The sequence below is a fragment of the Streptomyces sp. NPDC058221 genome, from assembly GCF_042882365.1.
Lineage (GTDB): Bacteria > Actinomycetota > Actinomycetes > Streptomycetales > Streptomycetaceae > Streptomyces.
Map to the genome: position 1 here is coordinate 77,940 of NZ_JBHVWF010000006.1, position 22,078 is coordinate 100,017.

At 70.7% G+C, this 22,078-nt stretch carries 17 protein-coding genes, 1 pseudogene and 1 riboswitch; of the genes and pseudogenes, 8 read left to right on the forward strand and 10 right to left on the reverse strand.

Annotation, left to right across the window (positions count from 1 at the left end; all coding sequences use genetic code 11):
- The first annotated feature begins 313 nt into the window (after positions 1-313).
- Together ACFVW8_RS03900 and ACFVW8_RS03905 are read left to right on the forward strand one after the other, a co-directional pair.
- Positions 314-1,519: a helix-turn-helix domain-containing protein gene (locus ACFVW8_RS03900; RefSeq protein ID WP_389685974.1), complete on the forward strand. Its 1,206-nt coding sequence runs from the start codon at positions 314-316 to the stop codon at positions 1,517-1,519.
- Positions 1,520-1,606: 87 nt separating this feature from the next.
- Positions 1,607-1,804 (forward strand): hypothetical protein, encoded by a 198-nt coding sequence (locus ACFVW8_RS03905; protein ID WP_389685975.1) that lies wholly within the window; start codon positions 1,607-1,609, stop codon positions 1,802-1,804.
- A gap of 411 nt (positions 1,805-2,215) precedes the next feature.
- Here ACFVW8_RS03905 and ACFVW8_RS03910 read toward each other — a convergent pair.
- The 6 genes and pseudogenes from ACFVW8_RS03910 to ACFVW8_RS03935 form a co-directional block, all read right to left on the reverse strand.
- A pseudogene (locus ACFVW8_RS03910) lies at positions 2,216-2,368 on the reverse strand (sphingomyelin phosphodiesterase); the annotation flags it as partial.
- Between the two features lie 175 nt (positions 2,369-2,543).
- A complete protein-coding gene (locus ACFVW8_RS03915) occupies positions 2,544-3,185 on the reverse strand; it encodes a class F sortase (protein ID WP_389685976.1) in 642 nt (213 codons plus the stop codon).
- A 102-nt stretch (positions 3,186-3,287) separates the two neighbouring features.
- Positions 3,288-3,662: a sortase-dependent protein gene (locus tag ACFVW8_RS03920; protein WP_389685977.1), complete on the reverse strand. Its 375-nt coding sequence runs from the start codon at positions 3,660-3,662 to the stop codon at positions 3,288-3,290.
- A gap of 125 nt (positions 3,663-3,787) precedes the next feature.
- Positions 3,788-5,992, reverse strand: a complete 2,205-nt coding sequence (locus tag ACFVW8_RS03925) for a sensor histidine kinase (protein ID WP_389685978.1) — start codon at positions 5,990-5,992, stop codon at positions 3,788-3,790.
- Positions 5,979-6,704, reverse strand: coding sequence for a response regulator transcription factor (locus tag ACFVW8_RS03930; protein WP_389685979.1), 726 nt, complete (start codon positions 6,702-6,704; stop codon positions 5,979-5,981). The genes ACFVW8_RS03925 and ACFVW8_RS03930 overlap by 14 nt, the downstream gene beginning before the upstream one ends.
- Before the next feature lie 163 nt (positions 6,705-6,867).
- Positions 6,868-8,667 carry an AAA family ATPase gene (locus ACFVW8_RS03935; protein ID WP_389685980.1) on the reverse strand — a complete coding sequence of 600 codons (1,800 nt, stop codon included), beginning with the start codon at positions 8,665-8,667 and terminating at the stop codon, positions 6,868-6,870.
- A 215-nt stretch (positions 8,668-8,882) separates the two neighbouring features.
- Between ACFVW8_RS03935 and ACFVW8_RS03940 the strand changes: the two genes are divergently transcribed.
- Complete coding sequence (locus tag ACFVW8_RS03940; RefSeq protein ID WP_389685981.1) at positions 8,883-11,042, forward strand: tetratricopeptide repeat protein; 2,160 nt, start codon at positions 8,883-8,885, stop codon at positions 11,040-11,042.
- 53 nt (positions 11,043-11,095) lie between these two features.
- Here the strand turns inward: ACFVW8_RS03940 and ACFVW8_RS03945 are convergent, their stop codons facing one another.
- From ACFVW8_RS03945 to ACFVW8_RS03960, 4 genes are all read right to left on the reverse strand, one after another.
- A complete protein-coding gene (locus tag ACFVW8_RS03945; protein ID WP_389685982.1) occupies positions 11,096-12,469 on the reverse strand; it encodes a hypothetical protein in 1,374 nt (457 codons plus the stop codon).
- A 549-nt stretch (positions 12,470-13,018) separates the two neighbouring features.
- Positions 13,019-13,498, reverse strand: coding sequence for a hypothetical protein (locus ACFVW8_RS03950; protein WP_389685983.1), 480 nt, complete (start codon positions 13,496-13,498; stop codon positions 13,019-13,021).
- Positions 13,499-13,737: 239 nt separating this feature from the next.
- On the reverse strand, positions 13,738-14,355 hold the full coding sequence (locus ACFVW8_RS03955; RefSeq protein WP_389685984.1) for a hypothetical protein: 618 nt from the start codon (positions 14,353-14,355) through the stop codon (positions 13,738-13,740).
- Positions 14,356-14,420: 65 nt separating this feature from the next.
- Positions 14,421-15,005, reverse strand: a complete 585-nt coding sequence (locus ACFVW8_RS03960; protein WP_389685985.1) for a hypothetical protein — start codon at positions 15,003-15,005, stop codon at positions 14,421-14,423.
- 443 nt (positions 15,006-15,448) lie between these two features.
- Here ACFVW8_RS03960 and ACFVW8_RS03965 point away from each other — a divergent pair, with 443 nt between their 5' ends.
- The 5 genes from ACFVW8_RS03965 (at position 15,449) to ACFVW8_RS03985 (ending at position 21,921) form a co-directional block, all read left to right on the forward strand.
- On the forward strand, positions 15,449-17,515 hold the full coding sequence (locus ACFVW8_RS03965; RefSeq protein ID WP_389685986.1) for a phosphocholine-specific phospholipase C: 2,067 nt from the start codon (positions 15,449-15,451) through the stop codon (positions 17,513-17,515).
- 140 nt (positions 17,516-17,655) lie between these two features.
- Positions 17,656-17,765: riboswitch (SAM riboswitch) on the forward strand.
- A 50-nt stretch (positions 17,766-17,815) separates the two neighbouring features.
- The gene (locus tag ACFVW8_RS03970) at positions 17,816-18,208 is read left to right on the forward strand and encodes a hypothetical protein (RefSeq protein WP_389685987.1); all 393 of its coding nucleotides are present in this window, start codon (positions 17,816-17,818) and stop codon (positions 18,206-18,208) included.
- A gap of 201 nt (positions 18,209-18,409) precedes the next feature.
- Positions 18,410-19,705: a cytochrome P450 gene (locus ACFVW8_RS03975; protein WP_389685988.1), complete on the forward strand. Its 1,296-nt coding sequence runs from the start codon at positions 18,410-18,412 to the stop codon at positions 19,703-19,705.
- A complete protein-coding gene (locus ACFVW8_RS03980) occupies positions 19,702-20,958 on the forward strand; it encodes a cytochrome P450 (protein WP_389685989.1) in 1,257 nt (418 codons plus the stop codon). Before ACFVW8_RS03975 ends, ACFVW8_RS03980 begins: the two co-directional genes overlap by 4 nt.
- 69 nt (positions 20,959-21,027) lie before the next feature.
- A complete protein-coding gene (locus ACFVW8_RS03985; RefSeq protein ID WP_389685990.1) occupies positions 21,028-21,921 on the forward strand; it encodes a TIGR03854 family LLM class F420-dependent oxidoreductase in 894 nt (297 codons plus the stop codon).
- Positions 21,922-22,078 lie beyond the last annotated feature (157 nt).

A 22,078-nucleotide genomic window follows, 5' to 3' on the forward strand; every position in this document is an offset into this window, starting at 1 on the left:
CCGCTCTCCCGCCATGGAAGAGCGGCACCCTAGCAACTCCCCAACTGCCGCCCAGAGAGGCCGACATGGCCCCTGGGCGGCTCCCCAGACATCAAGAGAGGCAACCCCATGAACCACTGTGAGCCCGCGAAGAACCAGCCCGTTTCCTGCCCGCAGTGCGGTGCCGAGGTAGCGCAGGTGCCTGGCCGTGGACGTATCAAGCAGTTCTGCAACCCCTCGCACGGCCGGTCGTGGCGCACCCGCATGCGGTCCGCCGGCTGGCTGTAGCCCGACTTCCTAACCCTGTAGCCCGGGGCGGCGTACCGTCTTAGCTGTGAGTGAGCATCTCGGAGACAAGCTTTCCCGCCTTCGCCGGCTGTCGGACCTGACACAGGAAGAGCTGGCGGAGAAGGCAGGCGTGTCCGTCGACGTCATCCGCAAGCTGGAGCAGAAGCGCAAGGGGTCCGCCCGCCTGCCGACGCTGCATGCTCTAGCCGGCGGGCTGGGCGTCGAACTGACGACGTTGCTGGGGGATCCGCCCGGAGTCCCGTCGACGGGTGAGGCAGACCCGCCACAGCTTGTGGCTGTGCGGCGGGCGGTACACCCCCTCATGTTCGCGCCCCCGCAAGAGTCGGACGAGGCAGAGGTGCTTACGCCTGACCTCTTGCGTGCAGAACTTGCCGATAGCTGGTCGTTGTATCACTCGGCAGAGTTCCCCCAGCTGCTGAAGCTGCTCCCCGGGATCCTCGCTGACGCTCGACTCACGGCGTCACAGGGATCCGACGGAGGACAGGCGGCACTCGGCAAGGCGTTCCAACTCGCCGGCCACCTGAGCATCCGTCTGGGCAAGCTGGACTTGGCTCTAGCTGCTCTTGAGCGCGCCATAGCTGCTGCGGAGGCGTCGGAGGATCCGCTACTCGTCCCGATGGTATGCAATAGCCTGGCTTGGGCCTATCAGCGCTCCAACCGGCTGGACGACGCAACGGCCATCGCTCTGTACGCCGCTGACGGACTGGAGCGAGACGGCCTCGCTGACGATGCGGCGGGGCTACGGGTGTGGGGCGGGCTGACGATGTCCGCGGCTACGTCGTACGCCAGGCGCGACGACTACAGCCGCGCGGACGAGATGATGCGTGCCGCGGAGACAGCTGCCGGACGGCTGGCGAACCTCCCGCCCACGGAGGGGGACGGGCGTCTCCTGTCCGTCTTCAGTAAGTCGTCGGTCCGCATCGAGCGCGTACGCCTGGCCGTGCAGCACGGCCGGCCGGAGGAGGCGCTCCGACTGGCCAAGGGAATGCGGCTGAGCAAGGACACGCCGCCCTCGTGGCGCACATGGCTGCTCCTGGACGTCGCCCGCGCACACACTGACCTAGGTGACGCAGAGGGAGCCGTAAAGGCCCTTGAGAGCCTTCGTCGAGTCGCCCCGACGTGGATGCGGCATCACACGCTTGCTGTGGCCATTGTCAGCGACCTGTGGGAGCTGCCGACGCACCCCGCGGGTCTGCGGAAGCTGGCCGAGTTTCTGGGCGTGGAGAAATAGCGTCCCCGAAGTAGGACGTTCCGTCCCTGTCTAGCCGGCTGCCGTAGAGAAATGCTCGTGCCATCACTCACGGCGGAGGTGCGGGGAATGAACAAGACATTGATGGCGGGGCCGGTCCACTTGAGCGACCCGGTGCAGCCGCTCGAACCGGTACCCAACTTCGGCTGCAACGTCTGTGCGGCACTGGGGAAGCAGCGGGAGTTAGCCCGCAGCATCGGCGACATGGCGTCAGTCATCGACGCGAACGTTGAAATCCGGCGCCACCCGCACGAGGCCGGCAAATGAGCGCCCGGACGCTGATCCGCAACGTGGTGCACACCATTGTCCAGAACCCGGACACGGTCACGTGGGAGGCGTCGTGCCTCAGCTGCTCGTGGACCGCCACGCCGGCGGCATCCTGCGACGAGGTTGACACCGGATGCCTGGTCCATACGGGGCGCAGCAACCACCGACAGTTCCGGCGCACCGTGACGGGCTATGCGTTCGTCATACGTGCCGGCGAAGACCCCGTACCGCCCGCTCAGGCGTCCCCCACGCCGACAAGCGGATAGGTGCGGGCCGTGGTCGCCGACGGCCACGGCAGGAGGGGGCGGAGTGGTTCCACCCGGCGGCTTCGCCTCCTCCCACAAACGTGATGCGCCCTCGTTCCCTCTGGGAGCGGGGGCTTTGTGCTGCCATCCGACACTACAGTTAGCCAGTCCTGCTGATCAGGAACGTGTTGTACGTGAGCACGCGCAGCGACGGGACGGCGGCGGCCGACGCCTGTGGGGAGCCGACGGCCAGTGTGACGGCGGCGAGCGTTGCGGACAGGGTGACGCCGGAGATGCGGCGGAGCGCGGAGTGCGGCACAGGGGGCTCCTGATTCTGCTGCTGCAGTTGGGGGGTGGTCGCGTCCTGACCCCATGAAAGCAGGGGGAGTTACCCATCGGTAGACGGCAGGTGCCGGGATCCCTGCCCGCGGCCGTCCATCAGGTGCGCTCCGCCCCCGGGTGTCCGCCGCGAGCGCGTCTGTCCCGGGTGCCCGTCACGTCCGCTCGGCGTACACGATGAGGTTGTCGACAGGGTGTCCCTCGGCGTCGAACGATCCGTCGCAGGTGATCAGCCGCAGGGCACGGGTGTCGGTGTGCCCGTAGACGCGCTCGGTCGGGAATTCCTTTTTGCTCGCCGTCTCGCGGCTCGTGACCTTGAAGTGGACCTCGGTGCCGCGTTCGTCGCGGACGGCGATGTCCGCACCTTTCTTGATCTTCTTGAGGTCGTGGAAGACGGCCTTGCCGAACCGGGTGTCGTTGTGGCCGATCAGTACGGCGGCGCCGGGCCGGCCGGGCGCGGAGCTCCCGGTGTACCAGCCGGCTGTCATCCCCTTGTCGGCGGGCGGTACCTCGACCGTGCGGTCGGCGTTGAGCCCGAGGCGCATGACCGCGCTGTTGATCCCGAGGGAGGGAATGGCGATACGGGCGGGCGGCGGCGCGGACTTCTCGGAGCCGGACGGAGATGACTCGGTTCCCGGGCCGGGTGCGGGAGTTCCGGCCGTGGCGGCCGAAGCCGCGGCCGCGGGCTTCGCGGAGGAGGCGTCGGAGCAGCCGGTCAGCGTGGTCAGTGCGGCCAGCGCGAGACAGGCGTACACCGGCAGCGCCGTGCGCAGGCGGAGGTGGGTCGTGCGGGGCATGAGGGCGGACTCCAGGGAGGGAGGGTGGGTTCGGCGGCCGACGGCAGTGGCGCCGCCCCGGTGCGGGACGGCGCCACTGCCGGCTCTTCGGCTGAGGGAGGGTCAGCCGTTGCGGCGGCCGGTGGAACGGCGGCGCAGGACGACCGTTCCGGCGCCGGCGACCAGCAGGGCCGCCACCGCGGAGCCGGTGACGGCTGCGGTGTTGTCACCCGATGTGCCTGCCGGACGCTCGCCGGCGGCGACTCCGCCGCGCGGCGCCTGGCCGCGGGCGGCGGCCGCGCGGTCTTCCGCCATCTTGGACGGTGCGGCGGTGGAGGGCGCCTCGGAGGGCACGGCGGAGGGTTCGGCGCTCCGCTTCGTGGGCGCCGGCGAGGGGGCGGCGGAGGAGTCGGCGAATGCCGAGGTGGCGGGGACGCATACCGCACCGGCCACGACAGCGGCGAGTACGGCAGTACGCACGGACGAGCGCAGGGACATGGATTTGGCTCCGTTCCAGGTCGGCCTCGACGGCGCCGCGGTGCGGATTCGCACCGCGGCGCGAGGCGTGCCGACAGGCTGTCCCGAAGTTATGAAGAAGCTGTCAGAACGCTGTGGTCATCGCATCAGGGCTGTGCGGAGCCGGAGCCGGTCGGGGGTTCGGATGCGGGGCCGGGCCCGGCCGTGGCGGAGGGGGCGTCGTCCGGGCCGGTTGCGGGGGAGGTGTGTTCGTCCGGCGCCGTGGTCGTGCGGAGGCTCCTGCGGTCGGCGGGGAGGCGGAGCGTGAACACCGAACCCTCGCCCGGCACGCTCACCGCCGAGACGGTCCCGCCGTGTGCCTCCGCAAGCTTCCGGACGATCGCCAGGCCGAGACCGCTGCCTCCCGTGCGGCGGCTGCGGGACTTCTCACCGCGCCAGAAGCGGTCGAATACATGGCCGAGCTCCTCGGGCGCGATGCCGCTGCCTGTGTCGGTGACGTTCACCAGCACCGTTTCTCCGGAGCCGGAGCCGGAGCCAGAAGGGGCGGCGGGCCCCGCGCCTGATGCGGAGCCGGAACCCGGGTGTGGCGTACCGGAACCCGACGGGCGCAAAGTGACCTTCCCGCCTGCCGGGGTGTGACGGACCGCGTTCGACACCAGATTGCCGATGGCCTGGCGCAGCCGGACCGGATCGGCCGTCAGTCCCGGCACCGGGCGGTCCGGTGGCGCGGGCAGCACCGTCAGCGTCACCCCGGCGGTCTCGGCGCGGGCCTGGTGCGCGGCGGCGACCTGGGTCAGCAGCTCCTCGATCCGTACCGGTTCGGGGTGCAGCCGAAGCGCGCCCGCATCGGCCTGGGCGAGGTCCTGGAGGTCGTCGATGATGTGCTGCAACTGCACCGCCTCCTCGTGCAGGGAGGCGATGAACGCCGGGTCCGGGTCGGCCACCCCGTCCTGCGCCGCCTCCAGCCAGCCGCGGATATTGCTCAGCGGCGTGCGCAGCTCATGGGCGACATCGCTGACCATCGCCTTGCGCTGCGCCTCCAGCCGGGCGCGGTGGGCGGACATGTCGTTGAAGGTGGCGGCGAGCCGACCGATCTCGTTGTCCGCGGTGACCAGCACCGGCACGCTGTCCTCGCCGTCCCGCATCCGCTGGGCGGCACCGGTCAGCGCGCGCAGCGGGCGTACGAGCCGTGCTCCCACGAGCACCGAAGCGCCGACGGTGAGCGCCAGGACGAGAGCGGCCGTGCCCGCGATCCTGGCGGTGTTGGCCGGTGAGAGATCGAAACCGGGCACCGTGGTTCCGCCGGTGTCGCTGATGAACAGCAGCGCGGGCGAGGCGACGTACGAACTGAGCTGTTCACGACGGGCCGTGCCGACACACGAGGCGATGGCCCGGTCGTCCTCGCCGTTGCCGAGAGCTTCCGTGGGCGCGAACGTCGGCGAGGCACTGGGCACGGCACTGACTCCGGGGAGCGGCACTCTGGTGGGCATCGGCCTCGGCGCCATGCTGGGTGCCGCCTCCGCAGGCGTCGGCTCCGACGCCTGCCCCCAGGACAGATCGAGCTTCAGCTGTACGCCGCTGCGACCCTGGCGTTTCAGGCAGGCGTCGGCCAGCTGGTTGAGGGCATCGAGGGCCTTCTTCTCGGTCGTCGTCGGAGTGTCCAGGGCGTCGGTGGCGCAACGGGAGCCCTGCAGCCGGTCGGGGTCGTTTCCCACCACCTGGATCCGGGGGCGCCCGCTTGCGCTGCGGACCACGTCCGAGGCGATCCCGGACGAGCTGAGGCAGGCCACGTTCCGCTCGGCGACCTGCTGCAGTTCCGTACGCTCCGAGGCCGGCAGCCGGAACGGCCCGACCGCCCGCGGATCGACCCGGTCGGCCGGGGCGCCGGAGGTGTCGGCGTTCTCCGCCGCCAGTGCGGTGTCCACCGACAGCGGGTCGACGACCGCCGAGGCCTGGGCCGGCAACGCCGCCGACGAGGGCTCGGCCGAGTCGGCGAGCGGTGAGCGGCGCTCCGTCGTCAGCGCGATCCGCCGGCCGGACTGCTCGGCCAGGTCACGTACCGTCTTCTCGACGCCGTCCCAGGTGGCATGAGCCGCCGCGTAACCGAGCAGGCTGCGGTAGATCCCGGCATCGGCGGTGAGGTTCTGCCCCTGCTCCTGCCTGATCGCTCCGGATGTGGTCTGCACGGCGAGCCAGGCGGTGGCGGCCACCGAGCAGGCCGCCACGAGGGCCGACACGGCCAACAGCCGGGCGAAGAGGCTCTTGCGCAACGGCAGACGTGCCCGCCCCTCCGTACCGGAGGACGCGCTGCCGGCCCGGCCCTGGAGGTCCCTTCCGCTACGACGACGCACGTGCCGCCGCCTTCGCCGGGTCCGTCAGCTTGTAACCGACACCGAAGACGGTGAGCAGCCGGGCCGGCCGTCGTGGGGCAGGCTCTATCTTCTTGCGCAGGTTCATGATGTGTACGTCGACCGTGCGGTCACTGATGTACCGGTCGAATCCGTGCAGTTCCGCGAGCAGCTGCTGCCGGGAGAAGACCCGGTCTGGCTCGGCCGCGAGCGCGGCCAGGATCCTGAACTCACCCGGCGTGCACTCGACTGCCTCGCCGTCGACCGACACCACGTGCCGGGCCGGATCGATGACAAGCGCACCGACTGTCAGCAGGGACGTGTCGGCCGGCTCGGCTCCGGCCGTCCGCCGGCTGCGGCGCAGCAGCGTACGCACCCGGGCCATCAGCTCACGCGGGCTGTACGGCTTGGTCACGTAGTCGTCCGCACCGAGATCGAGCCCGAGCAGCAGATCGTCCTCGGTCGTGCGGGCCGTCAGCATCAGCACCGGCAGCTCCCGGCACTCGGCGCGCAGGACACGCACCACGTCCAGACCGTCGGCGCGCGGCATCATCACATCGAGGACGAGCAGATCCGGCTCCCGGTGCCTGACCTGGTCGAGGGCCGCGAGTCCGTCGCCGACGAGCGTGACGGAGTGGCCCTCCCGTTCGAGGTAGCGACGGAGGAGTTCGGCCTGCTTCTCGTCGTCTTCAGCGACGATCACGTTTGCACACACGCGCCCGATCGTAGAGGGGTTCGAACGGTGGGTGCCGACCTCCTGCCAGACCTCTTGCCCGCCGGGCCCGCGCGCCGCTCCTGTATCCGCAGTTAAGAGGCAGGAACCGCCGGCTGGACGACGGCAGGCCGGCACCGGCTATCCGGCGCTGTCACCTGCCCCCTCACCTGCCTGCCCCCTCGGCCTCACCCGCGAGACCGTGGGACTCCATGAGCTCGTCGTGGGCGGCGACCACGTCCGACGCGAGGACGGTGATCATCTCCTCCCGGGTGGGTGTGCTGTCGGCGTGTGCCGCGTACAGCCGCAGGTCCCGTTGCGCGGAGGCCTTCTGACAGAGCTCGCGTGCGAACCGGGCGTTGCCCACGGTGTCGGCCATCCCCCCGTCCACGATCGCCGCGCACAGGGAACCGAGGACGTCGACGGCCCCGGCATCGGGCTCGTCGCCCTGGGAGGCCAGCACGGACCGGGCGATGAGGACGAGTTCATCGCAGGAGTACGAGGGGAAGTCGACGCGCGTATTGAAACGGGAGACCAGACCGGGGTTGCTCGCGAGCAGCTCGGCCATCTCGGCGCGGTACCCGGCGAGTACGACGACGAGTCGGTCCCGGTCGTCCTCGGCCCGCTTCAGGAGCACCTGCAGGGCCTCGTCGCCGAACGCGTCGCCGCCGCTGTACCCGCTGTTGGACAGGGCGTACGCCTCGTCGATGAACAGCACCCCGTTCAGCGCCGAGTCGATGACCCCGCTGGTCTTGAGGGCCGTCGACCCGAGGTGCTGCCCGACGAGATCGACGCGCTGGGCCTCGATCACATGGCCCGAACTCAGCAGCCCGAGCCCGGCGAAGACCTTGCCGATGATCCGGGCCACGGTGGTCTTTCCGGTGCCGGGCGGCCCCGCGAAGACGAAGTGGCGGGGCCGGGCGCCGCTGGGAAGACCCTGTTCCTCGCGCAGTGCGGACATCCGCAACTGCGCCATGAGGGTGAGTACTTGGCGCTTCACGGGCTGGAGCCCGATCATGGCGTCCAGCGATTCCTGAGCCTCGGCGAGCAGCCGCGCCCGCTCCTCGGCGGACGGCCCTTCGGTGTCGGGCTCCGCGGCTCCTGTACCGGTGCGGGGCGGTTTGACCGCGGCCGGGGGCGGCGCGACGGGCGGTGCCGGTGGGGTGGGAGCCGGTTCGGGGACGACCGAGGCGACCGGGACAGGCGGTGGGGGCTTCGGCCGGGCCTGCGCGCGGGTCTCGACGTCGAAGAGCCCCGGGGAGCACCGGAACGCGTACTGGTACCGCTTCAGGGCCTCTTCCTTCCGCCCCAGCTCCTCCAGAGACCGACCCATGAAGTACGCGCACTCGGCGTCGAACTTGCTCCCCTTCTCCAGCCTCCCGGGAAGAGGCGCGAGTACGTTCAGCGCCTCGTGGTACACGCCCTGGGCGAAGAGCGACGCACCGACGTACAACTGTGCCTCGTCGAGCAGGAACGCGTCGCCGATACCGGTGGCGAACCTCAGCACCAGGGCCCAGTCCTCCTTGAGGAACGCGTACCGCGAGCAGACGAACCGCGTCTCGTCACAGTCCAGCTGTGCGGTGGACAGCCCGGCCCAGGCCTCGTCCAGCCGCCCGCTGTCCAGCAGGGAGGTCATGGCCGCCAGCCACAGATCACGGGCGTTCTCCAGCCTGAACGTGACGTAATGGCCGATCTGGAACGTCGACCGCAGCGGCAGCCCGAACTTCGTACGCAGCGCGCCGAACGCCGCGGAGCTCCTGAGCATCGCGTCCAGCGCTTCCTGCTTGCGCTGCCCGGTCGCATGCAGCCCCAGCCAGGCGTCGGCGGCAGAGGGGTCGTGCGACGCGGAGAGCGCGAACTGCGCGGACGCACCCGTGGTGTCCCCGCGCTGCATCAACAGCATGGCCTGCTGCCAGGCCTGTTCGGATTTTCTGACCGACCCCCGGCTCGCGGCTGCACCCTGCACGTGTCTCTCCCCCTCGACGGGCGCGCAGCCCGCGCCGGCGGCCTGCACGGCCCACCGTGATCAGCTGGAACGTCCGCCAGGATAGCCAACCCGGCCGTGCTGCGCGGTGTGCGCACGGGGCGCCGCCCAACTCGGTAGATTGCAGTCGCACGGTGGCAGCGGCGGTGCCGGGGAGGGTGCATCGCGCGGAACACCGGGAACGGGGAGTGCGCGACATGCTGGATCCCATCTCGCTGACGGCCGTTACGGCAGTGCTCGGTGCGGTCGGCTCGGGAATGGCCAACGAGGCCGGGAAGTGGGCGTGGGAGTCGACGGGCGGCTTCGTCCGCCGCGTCGCAGGCCGCGAGATCCCGGCGCCCACGGCACCGGGCGAACTGGACGCCGTGGCCCGCATGGTGTCCGACCGGCTCCGCCAGGACCCCCGGCTCGCCGCCTCCTGGACCGCTTTCGCGAGCCGCACGACCAGCGGTGCGCGAGGAGCGGCCTTCGGCCCCGGCGCGGGGCAACCGGCCCTCCCCGCCTCGATAAGGTTCTTCACCGACCGCAAGGAAGCACTGAAGAGCCTCGACCGTGAGGCCTCCCGCCGCGCGGACGGAACCCCGAGACTGGCACTGGTGCACGGCGCCGAGGGCATGGGCAGCAGCACACTGGCGGTGCACTGGGGAGCACGCCAGGCTGGCATGTTCCCCGACGGGCAGCTCTACGCGGATCTGGCCGGCGGCACCGCTGCCGCGCGCGAGACGGGGACGGTGCTGCGCATCCTGCTGCGCCAACTCGGCGTACGGGACGAGGATATGCCGACGTCGGCCGACGAGCTCGGCGAGTTCTTCCGCCGCTGCGTGGCGGACCGGAAGCTGCTGATCGTCCTCGACCACGTGCGCTCGGCCGCCCAGATCCGGCCGCTCCTCACCTCCGCGCCCGCCGTGTTCACGATCGTGGTGGCCCGCAACCCGTTCCCCGGCCTCGACGCGGTACGCGTTCCCGTCGGCCCCCTGACGGACAGGGACGCGGTACGGCTGCTGACCCAGCTCCTGGACAAGCCCGCCGTCGCCGCGGCCCGCGCCACGCTGCCCGCCGTCCTGGCGAGGTGCGGCGGATCTCCGTACGCACTGCGCGCGGCGGCACCCCGCCTCACCGAACCCACATCCGGCACGGCGGTCGAAGCCGACCCGGTACGGGGAGCGGCGCAGGACACCTACCGCCTGCTCGATCCGGCGACGGCGCGGCTGTACCGCCTGCTGGCCCTGCGCGACTGGCCGTCCCTCGACGCCGGGCTGGCCGCCCACGTGGCCGGTACGACGCCCGAGGAGGCGGCGGAACGGCTGGACGAACTGGCCGAAGGGCTCCTTCTGGAGCGCAACGCCACCGCCGACGGCCACGCCCGCTACCACTACCGCCCCGCGGTACGCGGACACGCCGAGGCCGCAGCCGTACAGGAGGACGGCATCGCCGCCTGCTCGGCCGCGCTGGCCCGGGCCCTGCATTGGTATGTCGACCTGTCGACGTCCGTGGCCCATCAGTCACTGCCGGAGAGCTGGCGGGTCCCCGCACCCTCCACGACCCATCGGGGCCGGACCTTCGCCCCGACCTTCGAGAGCCGGGGCGAGGCACTCGACGCGCTGATCGCGGAGTCCGGCAACCTGGTTCAGGCAGTGCACTGCGCCGAGGAATCGGGCGACTTCGTCTCTGCGGTACGGCTCTGCCGCTCCCTGTGGCCGCTGCAACTCAAGGCAGGCCACCACGAGATGCTGCTGCCCGCCCTGCGTATCGGAGCACGGCTCGCCGACACCCACCTGCCCGGAGCCGCCGAGGCGGGAGCACTCCACGCCCAACTGGCACACACCCTCACCGAGCTGCGCCTCTGGGACGAGGCGGAGACGGAGGCCGTCGCGGCCGCGCGGGCCGAGGAATCGGCGGGCCACAAGCGGGGCCACGCGTCGGCGACGGAGTTCCTCGGGCTGCTGCGGCTGCGGCAGTGGCGTTTCGGCGAGGCCTACGAGTGCTTCGACGAGGCCGACGCCGTCCTGCAGGCGATGCGGGCCGAGGACGAGGGAACCGCCGACGTCCCCCGCGCACGCGCCCTGCTGGAACGCCACCGGGGCCGGGCGCTGCGCGGCCTCGGCAGGCTGGAGGAGTCCCGCGACCGGCTGGGCACGGCCCTGGACCACTTCCGGGCGAACGGCGATACGTACAACACCGCCCGGACCCTGACCGACCTGGCCGAGACATGGCTGGACGCATCGGACACCACGGCTGCCCGTCCCCTGATCGAGGCGGCGCTCACCACGCTGAGCGGCCAGGGCGCCGAGTACCACGTGGCTCATCTGCGAGCCATGCGCGAGCGCTGCGAGACGGAGGCGGGCGGTACCGGCTGAACGCGCGTCTTCCGGCGGTGACGCGCTTCACCGGATGGCGAGGCCGGGCCGGCTCACCCGACGGGGAGGCCGACGACTCCGACCCGCCCGGACCGGGACCCGATACGGACGGAGAACCCGCCGACGTCCACCAGTTCCGCAAGCCGCTGAGCGGTGGGGGTGCGGGTGCCCCCGCCGCTCACGGCCCCCAGCAACGCATGCAGGGCGGAGGCGGCTGCGCCGGGATCGACCACGGCCTCGGGACCGGACCCTTCTCCGGGCCCGGACGTCAGACGCAGAAGGGCCCCGCCCCGCACGCGGACGACGCACTCATGGGGCCCGACGGCAAACGCGGCGAGCGCACAGCCCGGATGGCGCTGCAGGACCTCGGCGGTCCAGACCGCCGGCGACCCGAATCGAGGATCGTCGGCCCGCCCGTCCCGGAAGATGACATCGGCCAGGCCCAGACGGTCCACATCCCGGGTGTCCTCGTGCACGGCGACGTGCAGTTCCCCGTCGAGGCACTCAGTGGCGGGCGGGGCACCGGCCCAACGGGTCACCGAGATCTCGCCAGGACGGAGAACCCGCGTCAGTACCTGCAGGGGAACCGTGACGGATACCGGCTCATGACCGGGCAGGGGCAACGGCTCCAGCGAGGCGGCCCACTCCGGCTCCGGCACGCCCATCATCGAGTAGAACAACGTGCGCAACCGGACCGCGGCCTCGCCCGGCACGGAGGTCGTGTACTCGGCAGGCCCGATCAGCGGCCGGTGGTGATCGACGAGCCGGTCGATCTGCTCCCGCAGAGACGCACGGGGATCGAGCTGCGGCGCCTCCCGCATGAAGTCGGAGATCGGCGCATCGGGATCGAGTTCATGCAGCGGAGCCGCTGCCAGCAGCACCGGAGTGCCGAGCGCCGCAGCGTAGAAGGTGACCGACCCGTGGTCCCCGACCAGCGCGTCGGCCGCCACCAGCGCCTGTCGCCACCCCTCCAGCGGATCGATCAGCACCAGCCCGCAGCGCCGAGCCCGGTCGAGCCAGGCCCGGACCTGGCCGGGGCCGTGGCCGTGCCAGATGTTGGGGTGCAGAACGGCGGCGAAGCGGTACTCGTCCACGGGGAACTCCCGCGCGAGCCGGGGCAACAGCGCCGGCAGCAGATCGTCGCCCTCCGTATCACCGTCCCCGAAGAAGGACTCCGGGTTCCAGGTGGAGTTGAGAACGATCAGCCGCTGTCCCGCCCCCACGCCGAGCGCGCGGCGGAACCGCTCGCGGTAGGGGCGAGCGGCCAGCACGCGGTCGAAGCAGGGATCGCCGGCCAGTACGGCAGTCGGCGCGGCCTCGGGACACGCGGCGCGCAGCCGGTCGCACTGTTCCGGATGGGAGAGGACGAGGGCATCCGCGATGGGTACGCCGTTGGACAGTACCCATTGGGGAGCCTGCCCGAACACGGGCGCAGCACCGGACGATCCCGATCCCGCCCCCGGTCCGGTGTCCGGTGTCCGGTGTTGCCAGCCTCTTAGTGTACCCAACGCCATGCGAGAGAACTGCCAACTTCCCGCAAACAAGCTCAAGTTGACCGCCGAAGCTGGCGGAGACGGCCAGGTCCACCGGCGTCTTGACGGCCTGCTCCCAGGGCAGCACCGGCACTCCGGTAGCGCCAAGCAGCTCGGCGGTCCCGGCCGAGAACGCGGAGGACTCCGGGCAGGTGGCGAGGAGCTGGATCCGCAGATCGCCGTCGAAGAGCGGCAGCACGTCGAGGAGCCGCGTGGCGGAGGTCACGTTGTGCACGACGACCAGCACCCGCAGGCACTTCCCCCGCGTGGCCCACCGCACGGCACCGTCCCCGACCGGCACCCGCACCCACCCGGCCCGCTCCTGTGCCACCTGCACCCCGCCCACTCGACTCACGGGCCGCGCAGCTGCCCGGCCGATCAGCCACGATATCCAATCGGCGCCGACGGCAGGCGCGACCGAGGCCGGCGGCCCTTCCGTCCGTGTCAGGCGGCCATGGCAACGGACGTCCGGCCGAGTACTTCACCGCGAGCCCGGCCGGCCTTCCGCTCCCCGAAGACCACCACCCGGAGCAGGGCGAACCGCCCGACCCCGGCGAGGGCCGACGCCGACAGGTACACGCTCTGCTCGACCAGCGCCGACGGCTCGGACCGAACCGCGTACAGGCAGAGCAGGGCTCCCGTGGTGAACGCGTAGCTCACGGCCACGGTCAGCCCCGACTGCAGATGGACCCCCCACCCCCGGCGCCCGCTCCGGAACGACACCCGGCTGTGCAGCTCGGTCGCGATGACCGTGGACACCACGGTGACCAGCGCGTTCGCCACAGCCAACGGCATCGTGCCGTGCAGCAGGACCAGCACCCCGCTGGACGCGACCCCGACCCCGCCGCCGCAGACCACGAAGCGCACGAAGGCCGCGACAAGCGGGTGGGGCCCGCGTGTCGTGCGAGGGGCAGGGGCGGTCACGAGATGCCTCCGGAGGATTGTGTGGAGCGGTACGAAGATTCCACCCCAGAACCTACGGACTCGGCGTCCCCCGGACGACCCGGTTTTCTCCCCGATCTTTCTGGGGGTTGTCCCCGAGGGGGCCTCAGGGGCCTGGGGGACAACCCCCACCGCGCGCACCCGGCGTGCTTGGCGCTTGAAGGGGTTGCGGGGCTACCGGACGGCTGCAGGAGGGTACTCACGCACCGCCACGGGCGGGCTCAGCCGCAGTGGTCCGCCTTCTCCTCATCGGTCATCGCCCGGGTGTGCTGCGTTTTGGTGCTCGGTGCGTCCGGCATCGGGCCGGTCGCGTCGAAGGGCACGTACCAGTAGTAATGCCCGTAGAAGCGGTCCGGGAAGTGCAGCTCGTACGTACCGTTGACGTGCTGCATCTGGGCCTCGCGGGTCACCCAGCCGACCTCGCCCGGCCGGACGTTCACGGCCGTCAGCTCCGACTCGGTGTGCGAACTCTCCCAGGTGTGCCCGTAGGTGGCCGTGATGCTCATCTTGAACACGAGCGAGAAGCCGTACTCCGCGGTCAGCGAGACGCCGACGCTGTTGGACTCGCCTGTGGTGTCCGACCAGCCGACGGTGGAGGTCTGGCTGTCCGGGGTGCAGTTGAAGGCGGAGTCGCCCACCTGATGGGCCTCGCCCATCGATATCTCGGCTGCCCCGTCGGGGTGGAAGACGCAGCTGTCGGTCCCGTTGTCGCACTTGTCGAGCAGTTCGCGAATGGTGGGCTGGTCCTCGGCGAGCGCGGTACCCGGAGCGATCAGGACGGCGCTGCCCGCCGTCACGAGCGCCGCAAGAAGCAGGGGGAGCCGGATCTTTACTGTCATGGGTGATCTCCGTGGGGGGTGATCGTGTCTGTTGGGGAGAGCGTCAGTGGCCGTGGGGACGGCTGTCAGCTGAAGCCGATGGACTGGGTGCGGTCGTTCATGAACGACCCGATGGATGGGCTGTTCTCCTCGAACGGCCCGTCCCGGTCGCCGTTCAGTCCCGGCTCGGGGTAGAGCCAGAGTGCGCAGCCGCCCCATGGCTGCACGGAGGAGATGCGGTTCTTCCAGTCGTCGCCGAGGTCGAACTGGAAGTTGACCCAGCCGTCCTTCACACACGGCTCGGCGCCCCAGACGGTCAGGGAGTCCCCTCCGTACTGCTCGTCGTCGAAGAAGGTCCCCTGGATGGCACCGTCCTGCGCCTGGGCGGTCATCTGTGCGTTGAACGTGTCACTGCGTACCGCCTCGGTCGCGGTGGGCGGTGCGCCGGTGATCCGGCCTCCGCTGGCGGCCTCGATGGCCTCGGTGAACGTCCGGTAGCAGCTCTCGGTGCCCGACGTCGCGTTCACTGTGCAGTGCTGGGCGCTGCCGTCACCGGCCGGTGGCCCGGCCGTGTCCCGGTCGGCCGCACCGGCCGACGGGGCGACGGCGGCGGCCGAGAGCAGCAGTGCCGCGGTCAGGATGCCTGAGGTACGTACAGATCTTGCGCGCATAGGCAACATCACTCTCCAGAGAGGCAGTTGGCTCTCCGCCCCTGTCCGGAATCGCTCACGGCAAACCGGCCGTGAAGCCCCTCTTCCACTTGATTTCACGGAGTGAAAGAAGGGGGCGATGGAGAGGGACTCACCCGTGCGTGGATCGTTGACCGCAGGCAGCCCGCCTTTGGGCCCGGCGGCTCACCCACCGGGGCCAGTACAGGATCGGAGCGAAATGTCAGGGATGCGAGCAGTGCGGACCGGAGGGGACCGGTCACCTCCGGTCCATGTGCAGCTCATTCCGCGGTCGCGGGCCGGGTTCTCGACCCGCCCCGTCGCCGGCTGTTCGGCCGAAGGCCATCGCGTGCACACTGCAAGGGTCTTCCGTACCACCCGCCCGTTCTGGAACACTCCAGTCGCTTTCGACCCCATGTCCCCTCACCCCACAGAGGCCCCCACTCATGGCAGAACTGAACCGTCGCCGCCTCCTGCAGCTCGCCGGAGGCGCAGTCGCCTTCTCCGGGTTGTCGAGCAGCATCGCCCGTGCCGCGTCGCTTCCCGCGAAGGGCAGCACCGGCACGATCCAGGATGTCGAGCACATCGTCGTGCTGATGCAGGAGAATCGTTCCTTCGATCACTACTTCGGCACCATGAAGGGTGTGCGGGGTTTCGGTGACCCTCGTCCGGTGACGCTGCCCGGCGGGAAGCCGGTCTGGCACCAGAAGGACGGGCTCGGCAAGGAGGTGCTGCCGTTCCGGCCGCCGGCCGATGATCTCGGGCTGCAGTTCCTCCAGGATCTGAACCACGACTGGGCCGGTGGGCACCGCGCTTTGAACAAGGGTGCGTACGACCAGTGGGTGCCCGCCAAGACGGCGACGACGATGGCCCATCTCACCCGGGAGGACATCCCGTTCCACTACGCGCTCGCCGACGCGTTCACCGTCTGCGACGCGTACCACTGCTCGTTCCTCGGCTCGACCGACCCGAACCGGTACTACCTGTGGAGCGGGTACACCGGCAACGACGGCACCGGTGGCGGTCCTGTGCTCGGAAACGCCGAGGCAGGGTACGGCTGGACCACCTACCCCGAGCGGCTGGAGCAGGCAGGGGTGTCGTGGAAGGTCTACCAGGACATCGGTGACGGACTCGACGCCGCCGGGTCCTGGGGATGGATCGATGACGCCTACCGGGGGACTTACGGCGACAACTCGCTGCTTTATTTCAACAGTTACCGCGATGCCAAACCCGGCGACCCGCTCTTCGACAAGGCGCGCACCGGCACCGATGTCAAGAACGGCGACGGGCTCCTCGACGATCTGAAGGCGGACGTCCAGGCCGGGACGCTGCCCAAGATCTCGTGGGTGGTGTCTCCCGAGGCATACAGCGAGCACCCCAACTGGCCTGCCAACTACGGGGCCTGGTACATCTCACAGGTGCTGGACGCGCTGACATCCGACCCCGAGGTGTGGGGGCGTACCGCCCTCTTCGTCACCTACGACGAGAACGACGGCTTCTTCGATCATGTCGTGCCGCCGTTCGTGCCGTCCGGGGCCGCGCAGGGGCTGTCCACAGTGGACACCTCCGCCGACTACTTCCCCGGCGACATCGGCAACGGCGCCGGGCCGTACGGGCTCGGCCAGCGTGTGCCCATGACCGTCGTGTCCCCGTGGAGCACCGGCGGCTTCTCGTGTTCGGAGGTCTTCGACCACACCTCCGTCATCCGGTTCATGGAGGAACGCTTCGGCGTGCACGAGCCCAACATCTCGCCCTGGCGCCGCGCCGTCTGCGGCGATCTGACCTCGGCCTTCGACTTCGGCCGTTCGGACATCGAGCCGGTCTCGCTGCCTTCCACGGACGGGTACGCGCCGCCGGACGCCGACCGGCATCCCGACTACGTACCGGTGCCGCCGGCCACCGGCAGTGTGCCGAAGCAGGAGCCGGGCGGGCGGCCCACCCGGCCGCTGCGGTACGCGCCCCTCGTGGATGGGGTGGCCGACCCGGCCACCGGGAAGTACCAGCTCACCTTCAGCGGTGGCGACGCGGCCGGTGCGCAGTTCCTCGTGACGTCCGCGAACCGCACCGACGGGCCGTGGACGTACACCACCGAGGCGGGCAAATCACTCTCGGACAGTTGGAACACGGACTACTCCGGGGAGACGACCGACCTCGCGGTGCACGGCCCGAACGGCTTCCTGCGTGCGTTCCGGGGGCCCGGCAAGGCGGCGGGGCCGGAGGTGACGGCACGTCATGATGCCGTGAGCGGGGGGCTTGAGCTGACCTTCACCAATGCGGCGGCCGGGACGGTGCAGCTGACCGTGCGCAGCGCCGACGCCTACGGAGGAGGGGTGCAGACCTTCGCGGTCCGTGCGGGCGCGACCGTGAAGCACACAGTCGACCTGCGGGCCGGCAAGCGCTGGTACGACGTCACGGTGGTCTCCGACACGGACGAGACGTTTCTTCGCCGGTTCGCCGGGCATGTCGAGACGGGCGAGGCCGGTTCCAGCGACCCGGGCCTCGTCACCGCCTGACCGGACCGACGCCGGGATGGCGCGGTGTCAGGGGTGCACGGGGCCCGGCCCTGTGCACCCCTGACCGTCCGTCCGCTGTGCGGTGCCGCTCGTGGGGGCTGCGCCCCCGTGCGTCAGAGTGTGCGTTAGAGTTTTCGCCGGGTCATGAGTTCCAGCGTGTAGCCCCGGCTGGCTGGACGGCACCCCGCTCCGCTGCGGGTGCTCCGGGTGACGACCTGCCCCGTGCGCGAGGTGCGGGGAACAGCGGACCGCGGTGCAGAGCGCTCGGGGTCCATCATCCCCGGAAGGCGAGACCTCACCATGCTGCGTCACCTCACCGAGAACGGTTCCGTCCGGAGCGACGGCTGCGACCGTTACGCCGCGGGCCATCAGGTGCACTGGATCCACGCCAAGAAGTGCCGCCAGGAGCCGGGGCAGGCCGTCGAGATCCTCTTGACGGCCGGCGACGTCAGTGACGGCGGGTGGGTGGAACTGCGTGCCGCCTTCGACTACGCGGGTGACCTCCCGCCGGTGTGGACCCATGCCCCGGATGTGCTGCGGGAGGCGCTCTCCGGTCATCGCGGACGCGTGTACTGGCTGCCCCGGTGGCATGCGCTGAAGCTCGTGGTCGGCGACAGCCGGGTCGCAGGGCTTGTCAACGTCGCGTTCGAGGGCGGGGAGTTGTGCGGCGTATCCGGCTCCGGGCGGGAGTAGCCCGGGGCCCGGCGGGCGTGGTTGTGAGGCGAGGCGATGGTCAATTATGGCGAGATGTCAGGCAGTTGCGCCGGACTGCTTGGCTGGGCTTGCAGATTTGATCGGTGTTGACCGATGTGGCGTCACATAAAATCCTTATAGTGAACGTGCGTTGATCGCATGATCGTGACGCGTGAAGCTTCCGCCACAGGAGTCAGGACGATGACGCGCCCATCCTCCGCAGAGCCCGCGCCCGCCTCGCCCCCTTCGGAGTGCCCCGCGCACGTGGGGCCGGGCGCCGTGCCGCTCAGCGGCCCCTCCTTCCAGACCGAGCCGCGCGCCGTCTATCGCGCGATGCGGCGTGATCACGGGCCGGTCGTCCCCGTGGAGCTGGCCGGCGGATTCCCTGCCTGGCTGGTCATCGGGTACCGCGAACTGCACCACGTCACCAGCGACGGCGAGCTGTTCCCGCGCGATGTCGGCCTGTGGAACCAGTGGGAGTACATACCCGAGGACTGGCCCCTGCTGCCCATGGTGGGACGGCCCCTGCCGTCCATCTACTTCAGTGCGGGGGAGGAGCACCGGCGGCACGCGAGGATGGTCGGTCCCGCGCTGGAAGGGGCCGACCCGTTCGAGATCCGCAGCCACTGCGAGCAGTTGGCCGACCGGCTGATCGACAGCGTGTGCAGCCGGGGTACCGCGGACCTCGTCGCCGAGTTCTGTGAGCCCCTTCCCGTGCTCGTCCTCGCGCGTCTGGTCGGGTTCCCCGATGACGAAGGCGCGGACATCGCCCAGGTGTTGAAGGACCTGGCCGACGGCGGCCCGGGTGCGCAGGAGGCTCATCTGCGCTTCGGGGAGCACATGCAGCGGCTGGTGGCAGCCAGGCGCGCCGAGCCCGGGGACGACGTGACCTCCCGGATGCTGGCCTTTCCCGAGGCCTTCACCGACGAGGAGTACATGCTCGACCTGATGGCCATCACGGCCGCCGGGCACCTCACCACCGCCGACTGGATCAGCAACTCGCTGCGGCTGATGCTCACCGAGGACGAGTTCGCCGACTCGATGGCCGGTGGCCGGCGCAGCGTGGCGGAGGCCATGAACGAGGTGCTCTGGGAGGACGGTCCGACCCAGATCCTCGCCGGACGCTGGGCCGCCAGGGACACCCAGCTCGGCGGGCAGCGGATCAAGGCGGGTGACATGCTGCTGCTCGGACTCGGCGCCGCCAACACCGACCCGCTGATCCGGCAGAACCTGTCGGGCGGCGGCGCCTCGGCCCAAGGCGGCAACGGCGCGCATCTGGCCTTCAGTCACGGCGAGTACCGGTGCCCCTTCCCCGCCCAGGAGATCGCCGAGATCATCGCCCGTACCGGCATCGAGGTGCTGCTCGACCGGTTGCCCGACCTTGAGCTCGGTGTGGCCGTCGCCGACCTCGTACGGCGGCCCTCCGCCTTTCTGCGCGGGACCACCTCGCTCCCCGTCCGGTTCACCCCCGTTCGTACGACAGGAGACCTCTCGTGAACTGCCCTCACGCCGCCGCGCGCGCAGCAGCCCCGGACGCCGGGACCGTCGTCATCGACCCCATGGTCCAGGACCTGGACGGGGAGACGGAAAGACTGCGCGGGGCCGGCCGGCTCGCGCGGATCGAGCTGCTCGGCGTACCCGCCTGGACGATCACCCGGCACGCAGACGCACGCCAGCTCCTGGTGGACCCCCGGCTGGTGAAGGACCTCGACGCGTGGGGGCTGTGGCAGAGCGGCGAGGTGACGCACGCCTGGCCGCTCATCGGGATGGTCGACGCCGGGCGTTCCATGTTCACCGTGGACGGCGCCGAGCACCGCCGGCTGCGCACCAAGACCTCCCAGGCACTCACCCCCCGCCGGCTGGAGGCCATCAGGCCCGACATCGAGAAGTTCACCGACGAGCTGCTGGACGCCCTCGCCGAAGGCGGCAGGGAGGGGGCGGTCGTCGACCTCAAGTCGGTGTTCGCGCAGCCGCTGCCCATGCGGGTCGTCGGCATGCTGATGGGCGTGGACCCCGCGGAGAACGCCATGCTGACCAAGCAGTACAAGGCCTTCTTCTCGATGCTCACCCCGCAGGACGAACGCCTCGCCCTGCTGGCCGAGCTGGACGTCTTCTACGCCGGGCTGGTCCGCGAGAAGGCCGCACGTCCCACCGACGACATCACCTCCGGGCTCATCCTGGCCGACGAGGGCGGCGAGCCGCTCACCGAGGAGGAGGTGGTGGGCAACCTCAAGGCGATGGTCGCGGCCGGGCACGAGACCACCATCGGGCTCATCCTCAATGCCGTACGGGCCCTGCTGGCCCACCCGGACCAGTTGCGGATGGTCCTCGACGGGGAGGTCTCCTGGGACACCGTGATCGAGGAGACACTGCGGTGGGACACCCCGACCACCCATCTGCTGATGCGGTTCGCCACCGAGGACATCCAGGTGGGCGACGACGTCATCGCCAAGGGCGAGGGCGTGGTCATCTCCTACCGGGTGATCGGCCGTGACGTCGAGCAGCACGGCGCGGACGCGGACGCCTTCGACGTCACCCGCCCCACCCCCATCCGGCACATGACCTTCGGCCACGGCCCGCACATCTGCCCCGGCGCCGCGCTGTCCCGGGTCGAGGCGGGGATAGCCCTGCCCGCCCTCTTCGCGCGCTTCCCCGGGCTGCGGCTCGCGGTGCCGGACGCGGAGATCCGCAAGCTTCCGGTGATGACCCAGAACGACATGGAGGCCTTCCCCGTACTGCTCGAAGCGTGAGCTCGGGCCGGCCGGACGCAGGCCGGTAGCCGCGCCCGGCCGGCCGGTGGCGCGCGTACTGTGGTGGGCATGAAGATCCGCTTCGGAGTGGGGCTCGGCGCCGGTTCGTCCCTGTCGGATTTCAGCCGGATCGTCGACCGTCTCGAGAGTGACGGCGTGGATTCGCTCTGGCTGTCCGAGCACATCTACTCGGACGCCGTGGACCCCTTCATCGGAATGGCCCACGCCCTGTCCCGCACGACCCGGCTCAAGGTGGGCACCTCGGTCGCGGTGCTGCCGGGCCGCCATCCGGTGCTGGTCGCGAAGCAGCTGGTCTCGCTGGCCGGTCTGGCACCACGTCGCGTGCTGCCGGTGTTCGGGCTGCAGCCGGCCCGGCCCGACGAACGGGAACTGTTCCCCGCGCCGGAGGGCCGCCGCGGTGCGCTGTTCGACGAGTCCCTGGAGCTGCTGCGGGCCTCGCTGGGCGGGGAGGTCGCCGGGTTCGACGGGGAGTACCTCGCGGTCGGGTCCGCGCGGATCGCGCCGCTGCCCGCCAGGCCCCTGGACATCTGGCTCGGGGGAAGCGCACCCGCAGGCCTCCGCAGGGTCGGGCGGTACGGGGACGGCTGGCTGGGGTCCTTCCTCACGCCCGAAGCGGCGGGTCGGGCCCGCGAGACGATCCAGGCGGCGGCCGGGGAAGCCGGACGGGAGATCGAGTCCGACCACTTCGGGATCAGTCTCACCGTGGCGGAGGACGGCATCCCTCAGGAGCTGGCCCGGGCGGTTCACCGGCGCGCCCCGCAGAGCGATCCGCGGGATCTCGTCGCCGACGGATGGCCGGAACTCCACCGGCTGCTGGACGGCTATATCGAGGCGGGCCTCAGCAAGTTCGTGATCTATCCCGCCGGGGCCGGGGCCGGGGCCCAGCCCTTCGATTCCTTCCTGGCCCGGTTCGAGACGGAACTGCTGCCCCGGCAGAACTGAGCACCGCGGGGCCGACGTGCGCAGGACCAGCGCCGTGTCGAGTCCCGAACCGGGCTTCGACAGCGCACCTGGCCCCCACCTGCGGATCATCGGTAATGGAGGTGGCTACCCGCCAGGTGCCTCACCTACGGCGGCAGATGGTATGGGGCGAGGCGGT

What these genes read in the sequence shown, in the direction of transcription:
- ACFVW8_RS03965 (WP_389685986.1), top strand. Translation starts at nt 15,449, where the DNA reads ATGGCAGAACTGAACCGTCGCCGCCTCCTGCAGCTCGCCGGAGGCGCA.
- ACFVW8_RS03975 (WP_389685988.1), top strand. Translation starts at nt 18,410, where the DNA reads ATGACGCGCCCATCCTCCGCAGAGCCCGCGCCCGCCTCGCCCCCTTCG.
- ACFVW8_RS03915 (WP_389685976.1), bottom strand. Translation starts at nt 3,185, where the DNA reads ATGCCCCGCACGACCCACCTCCGCCTGCGCACGGCGCTGCCGGTGTAC.
- ACFVW8_RS03970 (WP_389685987.1), top strand. Translation starts at nt 17,816, where the DNA reads ATGCTGCGTCACCTCACCGAGAACGGTTCCGTCCGGAGCGACGGCTGC.
- ACFVW8_RS03940 (WP_389685981.1), top strand. Translation starts at nt 8,883, where the DNA reads ATGCTGGATCCCATCTCGCTGACGGCCGTTACGGCAGTGCTCGGTGCG.
- ACFVW8_RS03905 (WP_389685975.1), top strand. Translation starts at nt 1,607, where the DNA reads ATGAACAAGACATTGATGGCGGGGCCGGTCCACTTGAGCGACCCGGTG.
- ACFVW8_RS03955 (WP_389685984.1), bottom strand. Translation starts at nt 14,355, where the DNA reads ATGACAGTAAAGATCCGGCTCCCCCTGCTTCTTGCGGCGCTCGTGACG.
- ACFVW8_RS03920 (WP_389685977.1), bottom strand. Translation starts at nt 3,662, where the DNA reads ATGTCCCTGCGCTCGTCCGTGCGTACTGCCGTACTCGCCGCTGTCGTG.
- ACFVW8_RS03960 (WP_389685985.1), bottom strand. Translation starts at nt 15,005, where the DNA reads ATGCGCGCAAGATCTGTACGTACCTCAGGCATCCTGACCGCGGCACTG.
- ACFVW8_RS03985 (WP_389685990.1), top strand. Translation starts at nt 21,028, where the DNA reads ATGAAGATCCGCTTCGGAGTGGGGCTCGGCGCCGGTTCGTCCCTGTCG.